General features: G+C 62.8%; 17 protein-coding genes and 1 pseudogene. All 18 read right to left on the bottom strand.

The annotated features are described in order from the left end of the window. The 18 genes and pseudogenes from I2E77_RS06410 to I2E77_RS06330 all read right to left on the bottom strand — a co-directional run bounded on the left by I2E77_RS06410 (position 1) and on the right by I2E77_RS06330 (position 18,044). On the bottom strand, positions 1–501 hold the full coding sequence (locus tag I2E77_RS06410) for a hypothetical protein (protein WP_195450855.1): 501 nt from the start codon (positions 499–501) through the stop codon (positions 1–3). Positions 502–572: 71 nt separating this feature from the next. Beyond that, positions 573–1,169, bottom strand: coding sequence for a DUF805 domain-containing protein (locus tag I2E77_RS06405; RefSeq protein WP_195450854.1), 597 nt, complete (start codon positions 1,167–1,169; stop codon positions 573–575). Positions 1,170–1,183: 14 nt separating this feature from the next. After that, entirely contained in the window at positions 1,184–2,011 is an 828-nt protein-coding gene (locus I2E77_RS06400; protein WP_195450853.1) for a class B sortase, read from the bottom strand. After that, positions 2,001–4,310: a VaFE repeat-containing surface-anchored protein gene (locus I2E77_RS06395; RefSeq protein ID WP_243252549.1), complete on the bottom strand. Its 2,310-nt coding sequence runs from the start codon at positions 4,308–4,310 to the stop codon at positions 2,001–2,003. Before I2E77_RS06395 ends, I2E77_RS06400 begins: the two co-directional genes overlap by 11 nt. A gap of 303 nt (positions 4,311–4,613) precedes the next feature. Further along, a pseudogene (locus I2E77_RS14265) lies at positions 4,614–4,892 on the bottom strand (SpaA isopeptide-forming pilin-related protein); the annotation flags it as partial. 732 nt (positions 4,893–5,624) lie between these two features. Continuing rightward, on the bottom strand, positions 5,625–6,806 hold the full coding sequence (locus I2E77_RS06390) for a hypothetical protein (protein ID WP_195450851.1): 1,182 nt from the start codon (positions 6,804–6,806) through the stop codon (positions 5,625–5,627). 9 nt (positions 6,807–6,815) lie between these two features. Beyond that, positions 6,816–7,355 (bottom strand): DUF4313 domain-containing protein, encoded by a 540-nt coding sequence (locus I2E77_RS06385; RefSeq protein WP_195450850.1) that lies wholly within the window; start codon positions 7,353–7,355, stop codon positions 6,816–6,818. Between the two features lie 3 nt (positions 7,356–7,358). Then, positions 7,359–9,539 (bottom strand): type IA DNA topoisomerase, encoded by a 2,181-nt coding sequence (locus tag I2E77_RS06380; RefSeq protein ID WP_195450849.1) that lies wholly within the window; start codon positions 9,537–9,539, stop codon positions 7,359–7,361. Between the two features lie 57 nt (positions 9,540–9,596). Then, a complete protein-coding gene (locus tag I2E77_RS06375) occupies positions 9,597–9,878 on the bottom strand; it encodes a hypothetical protein (protein ID WP_195450848.1) in 282 nt (93 codons plus the stop codon). Between the two features lie 93 nt (positions 9,879–9,971). Next, a complete protein-coding gene (locus I2E77_RS06370; RefSeq protein WP_195450847.1) occupies positions 9,972–10,235 on the bottom strand; it encodes a hypothetical protein in 264 nt (87 codons plus the stop codon). Continuing rightward, complete coding sequence (locus I2E77_RS06365) at positions 10,235–11,104, bottom strand: MuF-C-terminal domain-containing protein (protein WP_195450846.1); 870 nt, start codon at positions 11,102–11,104, stop codon at positions 10,235–10,237. Before I2E77_RS06365 ends, I2E77_RS06370 begins: the two co-directional genes overlap by 1 nt. Beyond that, positions 11,101–11,400, bottom strand: a complete 300-nt coding sequence (locus I2E77_RS06360) for a hypothetical protein (RefSeq protein WP_195450845.1) — start codon at positions 11,398–11,400, stop codon at positions 11,101–11,103. The genes I2E77_RS06365 and I2E77_RS06360 overlap by 4 nt, the downstream gene beginning before the upstream one ends. A 177-nt stretch (positions 11,401–11,577) precedes the next feature. Further along, the gene (locus I2E77_RS06355) at positions 11,578–12,150 is read right to left on the bottom strand and encodes a DUF3846 domain-containing protein (RefSeq protein ID WP_195450844.1); all 573 of its coding nucleotides are present in this window, start codon (positions 12,148–12,150) and stop codon (positions 11,578–11,580) included. Between the two features lie 17 nt (positions 12,151–12,167). After that, positions 12,168–13,481 (bottom strand): LPD11 domain-containing protein, encoded by a 1,314-nt coding sequence (locus I2E77_RS13765; RefSeq protein ID WP_207738207.1) that lies wholly within the window; start codon positions 13,479–13,481, stop codon positions 12,168–12,170. 27 nt (positions 13,482–13,508) lie between these two features. Then, a complete protein-coding gene (locus tag I2E77_RS06345; protein WP_195450843.1) occupies positions 13,509–15,155 on the bottom strand; it encodes a hypothetical protein in 1,647 nt (548 codons plus the stop codon). Between the two features lie 15 nt (positions 15,156–15,170). Further along, positions 15,171–15,923 (bottom strand): hypothetical protein, encoded by a 753-nt coding sequence (locus I2E77_RS06340; protein ID WP_195450842.1) that lies wholly within the window; start codon positions 15,921–15,923, stop codon positions 15,171–15,173. A 122-nt stretch (positions 15,924–16,045) separates the two neighbouring features. After that, the gene (locus tag I2E77_RS06335) at positions 16,046–16,717 is read right to left on the bottom strand and encodes a hypothetical protein (RefSeq protein ID WP_195450841.1); all 672 of its coding nucleotides are present in this window, start codon (positions 16,715–16,717) and stop codon (positions 16,046–16,048) included. 55 nt (positions 16,718–16,772) lie between these two features. Continuing rightward, positions 16,773–18,044, bottom strand: a complete 1,272-nt coding sequence (locus tag I2E77_RS06330) for a hypothetical protein (protein ID WP_195450840.1) — start codon at positions 18,042–18,044, stop codon at positions 16,773–16,775. Positions 18,045–18,116 lie beyond the last annotated feature (72 nt).

Raw genomic sequence — 18,116 nt, 5'->3', positions numbered from 1 at the left:
TCACAGTGCGGGTTCGGGGGCCTGCCATTCGCTCCACGGGTCGCCCGCCAGTGCCTGCGAGGCGTCGCGGCTGGCCTTGGCCGTGGCGGTCAGGCCGTCCTCACGCTCCTCACGCGCGGCGGCCTTCTCCGCCTTGTAGCTCTCCACCTGCTCCTTGATGCCCTTCGCCAGCGCCCACGGGTTCACCTCGAAACGCTTGTACGGATGATCCGCGTCGTCCCGGCTGCCGGTCCACACGGGCACCGGCTCGTCCGCCTTGAAGGAGAGCGTGACCTGCGCCCGTTCCCCGGAGAGCATCTGCTGGCGCATGTAGTCCGACACGAACACGTCGCAGGAGTAGCCGGACAGGTCAACGCCGTTGACCTTCGTGCCCGGCGGGATGTGGACGAACGCCTTGTCGAAGGTGCGCCCGTCCTCCGTGGTGATGGTGTGGGGGTGCAGGAACGCCGCCGGTATCTTCACATGGGCGAACCCGTTCTGCTGGTTGCTCTGTTCCGCCATTTCGATCACTTGTCCTTTCCATGGGGCGGGCGGCGATCCATTGCCGCCCGCGTGGTTTCTATTGTACCGTTTCAGTCGAAGCGTGCGCCATCCGGGTTGGACGGCAGGCACATGAACACGATGTTCGTGATGAAGCCCGCCACGATGAGGATGAGGCCTATGGACCCCATGCCCAGTGCGCCGCTCAGGAGGCTGGCGTCCCCGTTGGACAGGCCGGTGATGGCCCCTCCGATGGCACCGAACAGGCCGAAGAAGAACATGATGTACCCGATAAGGTACAGACCGTACACGATGAACATGAACGTGCCGGGCTTGTCCGCGTCATGGAGGCGACGCCATGAGATGGCGATGGTCGGTAGGATGGTGGCGAGTCCCCAGCAGGCGCTCAACAGGGAGAACAGAGCGCCCAAGCCGCTGTCCGACTGGTCGAACAGGCTCAGGACGAGCCACACGAGGAAGGTGAACAGCATCGCCCACCAGTATTCGCTACGGGAGGCGCGTCCGCTGAACCGCACATAGCCTTTCCAGTACCGGATGATGGCGTCCTTGAAGGAGCATCCCGTCACCGGCAGGGTGTCGTCCGCCTGCGGCGGCGCCGGAGTGGCTGGCGGCTGTTGAGGGGCCTGCCATGCGTTTGGTTGTGTCATGTTGGTTTCCTTTCTGTCCATTGCAGATACCTCTATCAGGGTACCATTTGGTCTCCACCGCTTTCGCTTGCCACCACGACGGTGCGCTCGTTCTCCGGGTGGACATAGTAGGAGCAGCTTACAAGGGAGACGGCCTGTTCCGGCTCCGTGGTGCCGTCCAGCGTCATGGCGGCGTCCACCCGCATCGCGTCGTACCACATGCGGAAATCCTCATCATTGTGGAAGACGGTTCTCTTGGATGGTTCCAGACCGTTGACGATCTGCGCGAACCGCACCTCGTAGGCCCGTTTCCACTCCGGAGTCTGAAGAAGGATTGTGGCGTGCCCGGCGGCGAAGGTTTCGTCCGCGTACTCTTGGATGACGCCGAAGGGCGCGGCTTCCAGATTTCCAGAATGGTGGCCGAGAATGACCGCGTTGCGGCTGTCCAGCCCTGCTTCGACGCATTCCGCGTCGAGATATATGGCTCCGTAGATGTTGTAGTTCCCGTACACGTCGTGGCTGAGATAGAAGTCCGGGTCGTCCGTGGGTGCCTGCACGATGGGGGAATTGATGGTGGTGCCCGGCACGGTGATCCACCCGATGACATCTGGGTTGACGCCCTGCCAGTAGGCCCAGTCCACTGTGGGGAACCCATCATCCGCCGCCTCGCTGGCATCATCCTCCCCCGTGGAGGAGGATGCGTCGGAGGTTATGGTCAGGGAAGGGTCTGCCGTGTCCCCCTGTGTGGGGGACAGTATTCTGGGCGAGGGCGGCGTTTGTGCCGCTCCTCCCCAAGAGTGGAGGAGCCAGCACAGGATTGCCGCCATGAGTGCGAAGCCCACACTCATGCCCAACAGGATGCGGGATTTCGTCTTATTCGTCATGGCCGTCGCTCCCGTCTTTGCGGTGCAGCCGGTGCGCGCAGAAGGTGGTGCCGCCCGCCGCCACGATCAGCAGGACGATCCCGGCCACGATGGGCATGGTGCTCACGCCGGTCTTGCCGTAGGTGGTCCCCTGCGGCTTGTCCGGTTCGGGGGTGGGCTGCTCCGGTTCGGGCTGTTCGGGGGTGTCGGGAGTCTCCGGTTCCTCCGGGTGCTCCACGGTGACGGTCTGGCCCTTGTCGGTGATGTCCGCGTGGACCGCGATCACCTCGCCGTTGTGGAACAGGGTCTCGAACGCCACCAGCTCCGTACCGTCGGCAATGGCGGAGGCGTCGAACGTGAACGTCACTTCCACGCTGCCGCTGGCGGTCTCCGGAGTGAAGGTGGTCTTGGCGGAGACGGGGTTCCCGTCCGCATCCAGCAGAGGCTCCTCGGTGACATTGCCGCCTTCGTCCACATGCTTCACATAGAGCGCGCCGGTGAGCGTGTATTCCTCGCCGGGGATGAGATTCGTATACTCCACCGTATCCACGATGGTGGCCTCCATATCGGCGGTCACGGTCTTATCGCCATCCGTACCGTCCGTGGCGGTGGTGCCGATTGCCGGTTTGGGGTTTTCCACGGTGACGGTCTGACCCTTGTCGGTGATGTCCGCATGGGCCGCGACCTCCACGCCGTCATGGCTCAGTGTCTCGAACGCCACCAGTTCGGTGCCGTCCAAGAGGTTTGTGGCGTCAAAGGTGAAGACGGCTTCCACGGAACCGTCCGGGGAGTCCGGCGTGAACGTGGTCTCGGCGGTGATGGGATCGCCGTTCCCGTCCAGCAGGCTCTCTTCCGTCACGCTGCCGTCCTCGTTCGTGCGCTTCACATGGATGGTGCCGGTGAGCGTGTATTCCTCGCCGGGGATGAGATTCGTATACTCCACCGTATCCACGATGGTGGCCTCCACGTCGGCGGTCACGGTCTTGTCGCCGTCCGCGCCGTCCGTGGCGGTGGTGCCGATCTGCGGGGCGATGACGCGGAGCTGCTGGTCCACGTCGTCCTTGTCCTTGTGCTCCGCGATGAGGGTGCCGTCGCTCACGCGGTACAGCTCCTCGAACACGGTAACGGTCCTGCCGCCCAAGCCGGTGGTGGGCAGGGTTGTTTCCACGATCTCATAACCGTCCGCAGCCTGTGTGGTGAACTCGTTGATGGCGGTGACGGTCTGGCCGTCCACGGTGACGGGTTCACCGGTCTCCGCGTCCACGATGGTGGCGGCGAGCCGGTAGGTTTCGCCTGCGGTGAGGCCGGTGTAGGTCACCTTGTCGGCGATCTCCACGTTCCCGGCCATGATGGTGTTGTCCCCGTCTGCGGGATCGTAGGCGTTGGTGGTGATGGAGACGTTGGGCTGGGGCTGGTCGTCGAGGGTGCCGTAGTCGTACACCACGCCGTCACGGGTGATGGTGACGGTAGTGTCCACGAGCCGGTAGCCCTCGTTCGCGGTGCAGCGCAGCTCCTCGATGCGGTAGGTGTCATAGGGCAGTGCGCCGAGGCCGTCGTTCGTTTCGACCATGGTGTTCTCGGTGGTGAGGCCGAACCAGACGCCTGCGGTGGGATCGAGCAGAACGCTGTCGATGGTCCCGGTTTCACCCAGCGCCCAGTCGTTGCCGTTGGTGTTCTGCGTGTGGGGGTTCCACGAGGACGCGGAGTTGAAATACCCGTTGGCGTCGGTGACGATGACGTGGGCTTCGCCCGTGGTCAGGCTGGTGAGCTTGAAGGGCACGCAGGCGAGGATGTCGGCGCTGTCGCCGGTCTTCTTGCTGAACCCGAAGTCGGCGCGCTTGACCTGATTATGGACATGCCCGTCCCCCGTGACGGGGTTCACGAGGACGCCGTTCTCCCGGATGGCGAACGGGTAGACCGTGGTGTCGGTGAGGAGATAGCCTTCCCCAACATGGGTCTCCTGCAACGTGTAGGAGCCGTAGGGCAGGGCGTCCGTCCCTGTGGCGGCGTACCCGTCCTTGATGGTGAGGGTCGCCACGACCTCGCCTTTACTGTAGGTTTGGCCGTCCACGATGACCGGCTGCTCGCTGGTGGTGCGCACCTCGAACATGGTGCCGTCGAGGGATGCGCCGCCGAGAGGCGTGTTCAGGTCGCTTTCCAAATCGTGCTTGTGGACCTCCACGCCGCCCCGGATCACCTGTTCCGGAGCCTCCGGCGTCTGGTAGGTGACGGTGTTCTCCATGGGCTGCTCCTGAATCTTCTGGAAGCTCAGGAAGTCCCTGTTGAGCAGATAACCTTCCGACGGTTTGGATTCGTACATGACGAGGGTGCCGCGCGGGAGCACGGCCTGTCCGTCGGCGTTCCGGTACAGGTCATCCCCGGACACCAGATGGGCGTCATCGAGGGAAGCGTGACCGCCGTCGTCCGTGGCGATGACCCATGTGCGCAGGGGCGTGATGCCCGCCGCCTTGAGGGCGTCATAATCGCCGTAGTCGAGGGTGTCGTAGTATTCGATGGTGAACTCCGCGCCTTCGAGCGTGGCGTCGCCCTGCGGCAGGTCGTTCTCCCCGTCGTGCTTGGTGACCATCAGCCCGGCAGGCTCGTAGGCCGGAGCATCCGTGAACGTGACGGTGGCGGTCTCCTGCGCGGCGATGGTGACGGTCTGCTCCGCTGCGGGGAAGAAGCCCTCCGGGGCCTTGGTCTCGCGGATCGTGACGGTGGTGCCTGCGGGCAGTTCCAAGGTGCCTGTGGTGCCGTCCTCCCCCGTGGTGAGGACGCCCAGCACGCCGCCGTCCTGACCGTAGACGGTGAACTCCGCGCCCGCCAGCGAGTACAGGCTGTTCCCGTCCGTGATGGCCGGGTCCGCGCTCTGTTTGACGATCCCCACATGACCGTAGGGCATGTAGGTGAAATTGCCCACGCGCTGTGTGTAGCCCTGCCCGTACAGGTCGAAGTTGGGGCGCTCCTCCGGGTAGACATTCTCTCTGGCGTCGGCGAAGTACCGGCTCTCCACGATGATGTCGTAGCTTGTGCCGTTCCATGTGCCGGTGAACGGGTAGTCCCCGGCCAAGGGGATGTAGCTCCCGTGGTCGATGCACTCCCCGTGATACGTCTGCCCGTCCGGCATGGTCACGAAGAAGGTGGTGTACGGTGCCGATCCGCCGGTGTTGGCCCCGAGGTCGTCCACCTCGATATGACAGGTGCCCGTGATGGTGGGTTCCGCCGCGTATGCCTGCATGACCGGTGTGAACACGCCGAACATGCTGCCCAGCATGAGCAGGAACGCCATGGCGGCCGCCCGGATGCGTTGGAGGGGGATCGCCTGTCTGAGCCTGTGGATTCTTGCCTTGAACTGTTCCATAGTGGTCTCCTTTCCGTTTTCACGACGCTGTGAAGTGATCTATATGAAGCCGCGCCGGTACGAGGTACCGCACGGCGGAATATTCGGGAGAAGGGAGAAACGAAAAACCTCGAATGAGGGAAAATCCGGTGTAACAATCGGCTGCGGAAACTGCATGCCGTCGATCAAAAATGTGAATTGTTCCCTTTTTGCGCGGGAACATCCGCTTCCGGGGATGCGCGAAACGTATGCGCATCCCCAAGCACGGGGCAGCGGCGTCCTTGCCGCTGCCGTTCACCGATCCTGCTGCGGGGCGACGGTGGGACCGGTGGTACCGGCCAGCATGTCCGAGGCTGTGCGGGAGGAAGCCGCCTCATCCGCGAGACGGGTCGGGAACGGCTTATGCAGCGCCTCCTCCGGGACATGGGGCGCAAGCTCCGGCGGCTGTACCGGATGCCAGCCGGGGACCGGCTTCGCGTCCAGCCACGCCTCGTAGATGGTGTTGTAGGGGATGCCGGTGCGGTTTTCCAACTGGTAGAAGACACGTTCGCGCACGATGGAATCCCCGACGCCCAACGCATCATAGAAGTCTCCGCCGAGGGAGACGGCCTGCATGGCGGCATCGAAGGTCATGTCCGGCTTGATCTGTTGTCCCAGATCGTCGTCCGGGTAGGCGTTCAGGTACCAGTCCCGGACCAGATCGCCATCCTCGTGACCGGGGGCAATTTCGACGGCGAGGTCTGCCGCCCGTTGAATGACCTCATCCGGCACGAAGTGGGCGATCACTTCCCATCCCATTGCGATGGAACGGTCCTGAAGATCGCTTCCGATCCCGTCGATGACCTGATCGATGAGGGCTTCCACCTGCTCCCCCTGCGGGCCGTGCCGGTCGAGTTCCACGTCGTATGACGGGTCGCAGGCGTCCTCGATGGCCCCTGCGATGTCGTCCCTTGCCCATTGGATCGTGCAGAACACCTCCGGCCTGTCCGTGGCAGGCCCAGCCACGGGGCCATGGGCATGGGCGACGTTCTCCAACGCGCTGTCCTCCAACACCCCGGACGCGCCCGCGCGGTTGTTCTTGGCGAGTTCGATGGTGATGCGGTTCCGCTCCTCCTGTGTGAGGAATGGAACAAGTTCCGCATTGTCGTTTTCGATCCATTCGGCGGCCAGCGCGTACCGCACCATATCATGCGGGTTCGCGCAGTTCCGCGCCCTGTTCATGAGCTGCGTGCTGGCGAGGCTGCACAACCCCAGCAGTTCCTCACGGCTTGGCTCCGGCAGGCGTTGGATGGAACCCGGCCTGATCTGCGGATCGTAGGAGTACACCGCGTCCGGCGCGGCGTTGAAGATGTCGAGGACATCCCCGGCGAACTCCTCGAAGGATTCGTCCGGGTCATCATTGAAGTCCCGGTAGTCGTCCCTGAGTGATTCGATGGCCTCCCGGCCCGTCGAATATATCCTGTCTTCCTGCGGCATGGCTGCCTCCTATCTGTTGTTTTCCCGTGCCGGACTGATGCCCGGCGTATCCTGCGTGAGTTGTTCGGATGCCTGTCGGGCCTGCTCCGCCGCGCCCCGGAGCGTGGGTGCGTCCGGCTGACGTTCCGCCTGCCGGTCGGCGGTCAGCCGGTCGATGGTCTCCTCGTAGGTACCCATGGCCTCCATCGCCCACGGGGCGACCTTGGCGAACGGGTAGGTGCAGTAGCCGGAATGGCAGACGCGATCCGTAAGGGTGATGATCCCAGCTCCAACGAGCGCATCCACCAGCTCTTTCGAGTTGTTGTTGGTGTCGATGATGACGTTGCCCTCCGTGGCGCACCACCATGCGGCGTCCGGGTTGTCGGGAATGTTCACGGTGATGTCGCTCCACGGCGACAGGTACTCACTGTCCGCCGGGTCCGTGGCATCGAGGGCGGAGATGGCGAAACCTCCGCCCATGGTATAGGAATCCCTGTAAAGAGCGAGGGTGTGGTGGTCTCCCCACCGGTTCACATATTCCAACGTCACCGCGTTTGCGTCCTGTTTCATGGGTTACCTCCTCGCCTTGTTGTACTTGCCCTTGGGCTTGCTGTCGAACGTGGGTTCCAAGTCCCCGTCCTTCTTCAATCGTATCTTGCAGTCGAAGGTCTTGCCCGCCTTGGACTTGCAGCCCTTGAGCGGCACCTGCTTTCCGGAGAGCAGAGCGGACGCCTGCTTCTCGGAGAGCTTCTTTCCGCAGAATCCGAAGAGCTTGAACCCGCACCCGGAAATCTGCTTCCATGTGCCGTCCTCCTGCTTCTCGTTCTTGTTGGAGGAGCAGGCGTAGATGCTGCCGGTCTTCACCACGTCCTGACCGCACAGCGGGCACTTGCCCACCACGGGGTGGGAGCCGCTGCTGATGTACGCGCCTTGGTAGGCGGTGTCCATGTGCTGGCGGAACACGTTCACCACGTTGTCCTGCAAGCTGTTCACGTCGGCCCTGCCGTCGGCGATGTCCTGCTGGATCAGCCACCAGCGGGCGGTCACGTCCGCGCCGCGAATCTCCGGCGGGAGCAGACGGTAGAAGGCGCGGGCCTTCTCGGAGGAACGCACCTTGCCGCCGGTCTCGTCGAGGAAACCACGCTGCTTGAGCTTTTCGATGATCTCCGCACGGGTGGCGGTGGTGCCGATGCCGCCGTGCTCGCCCTTCTTGCCGTCGTCCTTCCGTTTCAGGATGGCCTTGGTCTCCGGGTCCTTCACGTACTTGGCGATGGACGCCATGTCGGCGATGAGGGTGCCTTCCGTGTACGGTTTGGGCGGCGTGGTCTCCTTCTCCGTCACCGTGCAGGAGATTCCGGTGAGGGTGTGGTCCCCCGCGTCCAGCCACGGGTTCCCCGTAGGCGCGTCCTCCTCATTCTCCTCGCCTGCGTGGCCGAAGGTGGCCTTGAAGCCCGCGTCCTTCAATCGCTTGCACACGGCGGTGAAGCCGCCTTCCTCCGTGGTGAAGGTGCTGGTGCTCACGTCGTACCGGGCCGGGGGAAGGAACTGCATGGCGTACCGTTCCACGATGGCCGTGTACACCTTGGCCTCATCCTTGGTCATCTTCTCCACTGGGGCGTCGGCCTCCTGCGGGATGATGCCGTGGTGGGCGGTGACGTTCTTCTCGTTGAACGCCTTGGAGTGGAGGGTGTAGTCCAGCTCCCACGAGACGCCGAGGTTCCGCATGGCCTGCGCCAGCACCGTGGGGGCCTGCGCGTGGTGCTCCTCCTTGAGGTACTGGGAATCGCTGCGGTTGTAGGTGATGGCCTTGTACCTGTCGCGCAAATCCTGCGTGATCTGCTGGGTCTTTGCGGCGGTGAATCCGTACCGGCGGCTCATGTCGGACAGGAGGACCGTCAGGTTGTAGGGCAGGGGCGGGTTTTCCACCTTCTCGGAGAGCACGGTGGTGAACCCCGTGTCGGTGCCGTCCAGCCTGTCCTTGAGGGCGTCCAATGGCTCCCGGTCGAACAGGCGTGTTTCACCGTCCAGCAGTGTCTTGCCGGGCTTGAACTTGAAGGTGACAGGCTCCTGCGCGTCCGCGCAGCCGCCCGTGGCGGTCAGCTCGTAGTATTTGCGGGACACATGGTGTTCGATCTCCTCGTCCCGGTTGACCACAAGGCCCAAGGTGGGGGTCTGCACACGGCCCACGGTGAACCGTCCGCCGAGCCGCTTGGTGGCGAGCCGGGTTTCGTTCATGCCAAAGCAGGCGTCCGCCATCTGCCGCGCGTAGGCGGCCCTGCCCGCGTTGCGGCACTCCCCGTTGGGGACCAGCCGCTCGAACGCCTTTTGGATGTTCTTCTCGATGTTGTCGTTCACGTAGACGCGCAGCACCTTGCCCTTGTAGCCGAGATAGTCCAAGAGTTCGTCCACGATGAGCTGCCCTTCGTCGTCCGGGTCGCCCGCGTGGATCACGCAGTCCGCGTCGGCCAGCAGGCCCCTGATGCGTTCCACCAGATCGTCCTTGCCTTTGGCGGGCTGTTTCGGCCAGTCCGGGATGAGGATGGGCAGCGCGTCGATGCTCCACGGCTCGCCCCACTTCCGGTCCACATGCTCCGGTTCCACCAGTTCCAGCAGATGCCCGGCGAAGGCGACCACCGTATACCCGTTGCCGCTGATGGGCAATGGGGTGGTCTCCGATACCTTCCGTCCGCACATGGCGCGGGCGATGTCCCGGCCCAGCATCGGCTTCTCCGCGATCACCAACTTGTATCCCATATCGATTAGTCCTTCCTGTGTTCCGAAAATTGGGTGCTGCCATTGTCACTTCTGCCCTCATCCATGGCTTGTCTCCTTGCTCTTGATGCGCAGAGGGCACCATCTTGGGGAAGTTTTGATTTGCGGGACGTTTTCGCCCGGCGCTGTGAAGCCGATGAAGCCGGGCAGCCGGGGACTGCGCGGACATACTCTATTGAATGTTTCCAGCGCGTCGGGGTGCTTGCACATGCAATCGCCCCGTGTTCCCTTCGTATGCCGGTTGTTCGCCGTCATCTTTGCCCTGCCAGTCAGCTCCATGAAGGGGCAGGTGCGGCAGGCCGGTATCTCACCATGCACCATTTTGATAAACCTTTCCCAGTCGTACATAGTCGAGGCGGCAATCGATGATCGCCTTTTCCAGATCGAAGTGCTCCGTCGGCAGTTCCTCCTCGCTCATCCGCGCTTCGAGGCCGTAGCCAGCCCGTAGTAGAAGAAGAAATCGTTCTGCTCCTTGGTGAGGAACCGGACGAGAAAGCATTCCGGCCCGCCGTCCGGGGGCAGGGGCCATGGTTTGACGAGGGTGTAGCGGATGAGCGTATCCCGCAGCCGGTCGATGGTTTCGGTCAGTTCGGGATGCACGAATTTGCACAGTTCGATGTAGTGCCAGCAGTTGTTCAGCTTCCCCTTGGGGAACTGCTCGATCATGGGGGCCGCCATCAGCGCTCCCCCTTGTCCTGTACACGTCCGGCATCGCCCATGCTGCCAAGCTCCGCGCTGGCCTGCCGGGCGTCCTTCGTCTCGGTATCCAGCCCGTATGCGGATTGATTCTTGGATTCCATATTGACTATGCACTGCGGGCGGCGTATAATAATGCTACAGAGGCCGGGATCGACAACGTGGCTCCGAAGCAAGTGGAGTTTCGCAAGCGCGTTGAGATCGCGGCCTCTTTCCTCGTTGTAGTAGATCACCTTGTCGGGTGTGATGAGGTTGTCGAAATAACGCGAAAAATTGTTCTTCCCGTACACGGTGACGATGAAGTTGGTCTCGATCTCCCGCAGCTCGTAATACCCCGGCCCGTTCGGGCGGATCGCCGCGATGATCGGAAGGTTGTCGCAATCGACGGCGCGGAGCAGCGCGAGCAGCGTGTCCTCCCGTGCCGGGCTGTCGCAGAGCATCACGGGGTGGGCCAGCAGTTCCGGCAGGCGCTTCAACTGCGCGACGGACAGGCCGTGACGGTGCGGGTCATCCTCGCTTTTTGGACGGATCGCCCTGAGAAGATGCTTCTGGGTGTAGAGCATGGGAAGCTGGTCGAATCCGGCCTCTATGTACAGTCGGGGCGTATCGCAGACCTTCACTGCGCTGGTGCGGGGGAAATCCCCGCAGGTGACATCATCCACCTCATCGCCGAACCTAAGATATTCCGCGCACTCCTCCGCATAGTCCGTATACTCCTGTGAACGGTCGTCCCCGTCCTTCAGATGGACGCCGCCTCGCGGGTCCAGATAGGTGACGCGCTCCTCGTCGGGCATGTCCACGGAGTTCTCGTATTCCCGGATGGTCAGGATGATGGAACGGTCCTTGGTCATGCCGCCCTCCTTGTCCCGTGCATCCTGCCCTCCGGACGGGACGCGATGAAGATGCGGATGGGGTGCAGCGCCATGGGGTCCACCGGGCGTCCCACCATCTCCTTGAACAGGTACATCTCATGCTGCGTATGGGTCTGGTGCATCAATGAACGAATCCTGTCCAGATCACAGAGGATGCCGCGCCCGCTCTCGAAATCGAGGAGGATGACGCACCGGCTCTTGGCCCGGCGCTGCCTGTTCCGTTCCAGACCGGCATTGGTGATGATCTCCACCGGGTTCAGTATCGTCTGTTCCATAAATCTCCTTCCTTTGTAGGTTACTATCATCATATTTTTATAGTGAGACATTTTTGTAGGATTGTGTTTTGCCAGTATTCTGGCATATTTGATGCGGCGGGAAACCGCCGGTAAGGCCGGATACCTCATCGGGCGATCGCAGCCCGAATGATTGTATCCGGCTTTTCGTTTGTCCTCTTACCGCCCATCCATGCCGTGCTGGGGATTGTCCGGCGTTTGGCCTCCGCCGAGCGCGTTGGAGGCGTCGCGGGAGGCGTGAGCCTCATCCTTGAGGCTCACACCATGCTCCTGCGCGGGTTCCTCCCTGTGGCGTCCCTGCTGGATGGCGAGGGCTTCGGCGAGGCCGCTGCCGGGTGCGGAGACCTTGGTGAAGTATTCGCCCACTTGGGCGATCTCCGCGTCGGTCAGGTCCCGGTCCATGCCGGTCTCCGGGTCGAAACCCACGGCCACGATGTCACCCCACAGGATGGTGTACAGTTCGCCCTCCTTCACAACGCTGGTGTAGTCCATCTGGGAGAGGTAGCCTTCCTCCACCATGTTCTTGGTGGCGTAGACGGCGCGGTTGGGCGGGCAGTTGCCCAGCCCCTCCTCGTTCACGTACAGGCAGATGTTCTCCCCGAAGATCACGTCGAACGGTTCTATGTATCCGCCCACTAACTGTTGCAGGTCGTGGAGCGCGGACCCGTTCTCATCCTGTTGGATGTCGATGGCATGGGGCGTGCCGTCCGTTGGTATGAGCATTCCCTTCATGATGGGGCCTTCTTTCTCTATCGCTGGTTTTCATGGGTCGAGGCGTCGGGCGTGTGGGCGTCGAGTGCGCGGGAGGAGTCCCGTGCGCTCTTGGCCTCGGCGCTGAGGCTCACGGATTCCTTCTGCCCGGCTGTGCCGTCACGTTGGGTGAGCATGTCGTGCTCGTACCGGTCGATGTCCTGCATGGTGAGCCAGTCCGGTTTCTCGGGGAGCTTGTCGTAGAGTTCCCGCATCTTGGAGACCTGTGCCTCGATGTTTCCGGCCCACAGGTTCTTCTGGGCAGCCGTCATGTCCATGCCGAAGTCCACGCACGCGCCGAGGTAGTAGTCGCAGTCGGACTTCAACCGGTCGAGGAGCTGGTAGTCATAGGTGGATGGCTCTTCGGGGCCGGGCGCGGGGGTCGGTTCCTCTCCGACGGCGGGTTGCAGTGTCTCCTTGGCGGTGTTGAGCCAGTCGGTCACGTTTTGCAGGTCGGTGCCTGCCACGGTCCATGATGGAACGCCGCCGTCAAGGCTGAACGACCGCATGTCGCTCAGGGGTGTGCCGGATTCATCCATGCCGAGGAGGGTGCTCATGTAGTAGCGGCTGACGAACTGGCCGCCCTGTTCCGTGTCTTTCGTCATGTCGTAGAACTCCACGAGGGGCAGGCCGTGCCCGTAGAGCTGGCAGTCGTTGATCCGCTCCCCGATGTGGGGTGCCCCGCTGCCGATGGTGTCCCCGTAGACGAGATTGCCGTTCACACCGTAATGTTCGCCCTCCTGTACGAGGTGGACGCGCCAGCCGCCCGTGAGGAGGTCGTGCAGCGGATTCCGGTCGGGGACTGCGGTCTGATGGTATCGCGGGTCGTTGGCGATGGCCTCGGCTTTCCGCAGGCAGTCTCCGATCGGCTGGGTGTCGAAGCAGTCTTGGATGAGGTCGATCTGTTCGTTGGTGAGGATGGCGTGGGCATCCGATGCTGCCGGTGGGATTTTCTCGAAGCTGAGGAGCTGCCCGTCAAGATACCAGCCTCCGTCGAGGCTCACGTACTCGCTGTCGTCGCTTTCCAAAATGTCCTGATCCAGTTCTCCCTGTGGGGTGAGGCCCATGATCTCCCGCAGGTCGTCCGGGGTGCCGTAGCAGAGAATGGCGTCCTTGGTCTCCTGCATTGAATCGAGAATATCCATGGTGTCCGGACGGTAATTGGCCGGGGCGATACAGAAGTACGGGGCGGCGTAGTTGGTGTTGTGCCCTTCGATCTGGTAGGTGAATATGCCGAGGGCGTCAGGCCCGGCCCCGAGTCCGATGCGCAGCAGTTGGAGCTTGAGGGGTATCTGGTTGTCGTATTCCGCCATGGTGACGGCTCCTTTCTGAAATGGTGGTTATCGTTGGGTTTCCTGTGCAGGGGCATCCGGTGCGGAGGTTCCGCCGAGGGCCTGTGAGGCGTCGCGGCTGGCCTTGGCCTCCCCGCTGAGGCTCACGGCCTGCTCCTTGTCTGGCGGCGTGTATCGAGGGCTGGGCACATTCTCCTCCAAGGTGTGATTGTCGTGGAGGTAGGCGTAATGCCCGTCGTAGGTGCAGGCATCGACTTGCAGGCAGATGTCGGTGCGGTTGATCGCGTCAGTCAGGTCGGTGCGGGTGATGAAGTCGAAGGCGTGGTTGACCATGATGCCGGGCTTCACGTCCGCGTAGGGGCAGTCGTAGCTGGATGGGCTGTCGGCTAAGCGGACGCCGTACCGGTGCCAGCCGTCCGGAACCCGTTCCATGGGGATGCGGTCGTCATTGGTCCATGCGGTGATGTGTTGCCCGTCGTTGAGGGTCAGGTTCAGGCCCATCAGCAGTTCCTTCGATGCGGAGGGCTGCGCCGCTTGGATATAGGATTGGATGCGGGACAGGGATTCGGTGTCGGTGCCGTCAAGGATGTCCTCGCATATCTGCAACAGGTCATCGTCGAACTTGCCGTCTATGTACGCATACATCTCATAATTCAGATCAGGGATGCCGGTGACTCTGCGCAGATCGAGGATGATGTCGAAGTCGAGGGTGCCGCCGCCATGACGCGCGACTTCACATACCAGAGGATACTGTTCGCGTGCCACGTCCAGATCGCTCAGATCGATGCTCGCCGCCATGCGTCGCACCTCATCCTCGGTCGGCGGCTGACCGGATGCGTCGGTTTCCGGCCTTTCGGCTGTCTCCTTGGAAACCGTGCCGTCGGCGGTGTGTTCAGGCACCGGCTCGTATGGCTCCGGTGCCGTGGTGTAGAAGACGTTATCGGCGCGGTCCTCGTCGAACTGCCGGTCGAGGGCCATGCTGAGCGCGGCGTTGCCGCCAGCATTGTAGGTTTCGACCCATTCGGCGTCGCGGTCGGGTTCGTTGCCGTCCAACATGTACATGTTCCGTGCCCATTCGGGTTCGCCCTCGAACGCCTGCTCGTAGTCGGCGGCACGCACGTACCCCCAGTCGCCGATGCGGTATACGTCCTCGCCCTCGTACAGATCGGCGGGGTCGAGGCGGGGGCGCAGCCGGTCATCGACGCGCTGCACGAGCTGCTGCACGTCCTCCAAGGTCAACAGGTGTTCGGGCGGCGTGAAGGTGAGCACGGTGAGATGTTTGATGGTGTCCGGGTCGAGCCGGGAGGCGAACCGTCCCACGGCGTCGATGATCTCCCTGCGGTTGTCCCACAGGAGGTCGTCGGCCTGCTCTTGGCTAAGGCCCTCCCAGTCGCCGTCCCGGTTGATGCGCATGTAGTCGTCACGGTCGGGGTCCCAGCCCCCGTACCGTGCCTTTTCGGCGATGTCCTCTCTGGTGAGGCCGTGCCCCGCCTGTATGATGGCGAGCCAAGATGGGTACGCCTTGTAATATCCGAGGTCGGAATCGGGATTCGCGTCGAGAATGCGGTCCACCAGTTCCCGCAATGCGTCGATGGAATCCCGTGTGTGCGGTATCCCTTCCACATGGGCGGACAGGTCTTGGCAGATGGTCCGCATGTCCTGCGCCAGTTGTTCGTATGCTTCGTCGTTGCTCATGTTGCTTCTCCTTCGTCAGCGTGCGGTCTCATGGATCGGGGCGGTATTGCCGGTGGTCTGCGCGAGCTGCATGGAGGAGTCCCTTGCGCTCTTGGCCTCCGCGCTGAGGCTGAATGCCTGCGCCTGTTCCTTGGGGTGTTCCGGCTCCTCGTACTCCTCGGCGGGGCAGCCGAAAGCCTTCTCCATGTAGCGGGGCACTTCCGCAAGATCAGGGTCGTCCCACAGGTCGCGGATCGCTTGGAGGATGGACTTGACCCCGGTGCTGTAGCTCCTGCCGTTTATCGTGAAGTGATCTGTGGTCCAAGTTGCCAAGGCGTCCTCGATAGCCTCGTAGGCATCCATACCTTTGTTAGTGAGCTGGCGGAGTTCCACGCTCACGCTGCCGTCGTGGTGCGCTCCGGTGAGGAACAGGTGCCCGTTCTCGTCCCAGATTTTCTGTATCTCGCAGTCGGCGAACACGTTGTCCCCGTCGTAGCTGGATGGGGATGTGTCGATGGCGTCCCTAAAGCTGTCGTATACGGTGAACCCGCTGCGGGTGCCGTCCCACCGTCCGATGCTGCCGGACACGATGACGGGGTTCCCGTACCAATCGCTGTTCTCGTCGGTGATCGCGGGCGTGAATCCGGGGGTCTGTCCGTCGAACCAGCCGATCAGGGCGTCGGTTTCCTCCTCGTAGTCGGTCTCCCGCATTTCCATTACACGGTCGAAGATTTCCTCCTCCGAATACTGTTCACGCACCTCCTCCTCGGTGAGGCCGTCTCGTTCCATGATGTCTTCCACGGCCATGTCCTCGCCGTCCTGCCCGAGGTATGAGTAGGCATCGAAGATGATCCGCTCCTTGGGCTGCGGGGTGGTGGCGTCAGTCGTCATAATAGTCTCCTTTCATCGGCTCATCGGTGCTCGGGCTGTGTGGTGCTGCGCTCCGGAGGATTCGCATTGTGACCGCTGTCCAGTGCGGCGGAGGCGCTGCGGGACGCCTTCGCCTCCGCGTTGAGGCTCATGGACCGTTCCGTCAGGCGCTCTCTGCTGGCACGCACTTTCGGCAGGTAGGTGGAGTGGGCCGCGTACTCTGGGGCGACGGTCATGGCCGGATCGTCCCACATGGCGAGCACGCTGTCTCGCATGGGGTTCCCCTTGGGGTAGGCGCTGTCCACGGGGTTGATCCAAGCGTAGCGATATGTGGAGAGGGCGAGATCGTTCAGATGGTCCATACCATTGTTGGTGAGCTGTCGCACCTCCATGTCCACGGTTTCGCCGCTCCGGTCGCCGGTGATGAAGAGGTGCCCGTCCTCGTCCCGGATGCTCGTTATCTCGCAGCCGTGCAGCGGCGAGTCCGGGCCGAGCGACATACCGTCGAAGCTGCCGCTCACGTAGATTTCATCGCCGCTGCGCGCCATGAGGGGGTTCCCGCCGTTCTCCGGGGCGAACGTGCGCGGTTCCCGGATGTTGTAACCGGCGAGGTAGTCGGCCAGATGGTCGAATGATTCCCGGAATGAGAGGTTGCGGATGCCGGGTGGTTCCTTGCGGTGTTCCTCGATGTCCCAGATGGTTGTTTCCGTCATGATGGTCCCCTTTCATACGAGTGGGCGGGCGGGGCCGTGGCCCTGCCCGCCATTGTCAGAGTTCCGCCCGCGTGTCCTCATGGGCGGGGGCGTCATTGCCGTGGTTCTGTGCGAGTTGGGTGGAGGAGTCGCGGCTTTCCTCCGCCGCATGGGTGAGGGAATCATCCCCGACCTCGGGGTGTTCGGCGAGCAGGTCGCGCCATGCGGTCTGGAACGCCTGATCGTACCCGTCCTTGTTCGCCAGCCGGACGGCTTCGGCGCTCATCATGCACGGGTTCGGCCTGTCGTAGCCGGAATCCCGCAGCGTGTCCGCCATGTCGGCGGAGAGTTCCCCGTCCTCGTCGCCGAGGGCTTCGGTGAGGGAATCGCTCATGGTCTCCTCCGCAAGGTCGGTGGCGTCGCTGAACCGGTTCATGCCGTCGGAGGCGTCGCGGATGCCTTCGATGAGGGTGTCGGCCATGTCCTCCGAGATGGCGTAGACCCCCTGATCCTTCAGGTGGGCGAGGACGGTGGCGGCGAGGATGTCGGCCTTGTGGTCGTACAAATTCTGCGAGTAGCATTCGTACTGCGCCGCCTGCGTCATCTTCATGAGGTCGCCCTTGCAGCCTTCCAAGAGGCCCTGCGCGTCGGCCTCCTCCAGCCATTCGTAGTTGTCTGGCAGCCAGTGGAGCAGGTCATGGTAGTAGATGTCCACCATGCCGTCCGCCGCCTCTTGCAGCGCGTCATCGATGTAAGAGGCCCCGTTCACGTAGTCCACGGCGTCTTCGCCGTAGTCGCCGAGGTCGAGGAGGTTGTCGATTGCCTCCTTGATGGTGATGAACTTCTGCCCGCCGTAGAGCATCTGGTCCACGGGCGGATGTTCGTATGCGTCCTGCCGTGCCTGCTCCTCCTGAAGCTGTTCGACCTGCGCCTGCACTTCGGTCTCATACTCATCGAGGGTGTCGGAGAGCTGGTTGGCCTCGCCGTTGCTGAGGTTGAGGGTGTCGCGCACCCAGTCCTGCGCCTTCCTGCATCCCTCCCATGCGCGGATCGCCTCGGAGGGCTTGCGGTAGCCCATGTCATCGGCGAAATCGTCCACATCGCGGTAGGCGTCCCGTATGCGGGAGTCCGAGAGGAGGCTGCTCACGACCTGCGTGACGGTGGGTTCCCCGTGCACGCTGGGGTTGCTCTGGTAGTCGGTGGTGAAGGGGTCGCCATACCTCGGGGTGAGCTGGCAGGTGTATTTCACATGGTTCGGGGAGAAATCCCCCTTTCCGGTGTTCAGAATGTCGAGATGGATGCCTGCGAGGAAATTCGCGGCCTGTTCGGGTGTTTCGTATGCTGCCATGACGGTCTCCTTTCCGTGGTCCCTTTCGGGTACCACCATTGTATCCGGCGGGCTGGATGCCCGCCGGGGTCA

The organism is Anaeromassilibacillus sp. 1001302B_160321_C8 (genome assembly GCF_015554745.1).
Classification (GTDB): domain Bacteria; phylum Bacillota; class Clostridia; order Oscillospirales; family Acutalibacteraceae; genus Anaeromassilibacillus; species Anaeromassilibacillus stercoravium.
This window is presented reverse-complemented; position numbering and strand designations above follow the sequence as displayed.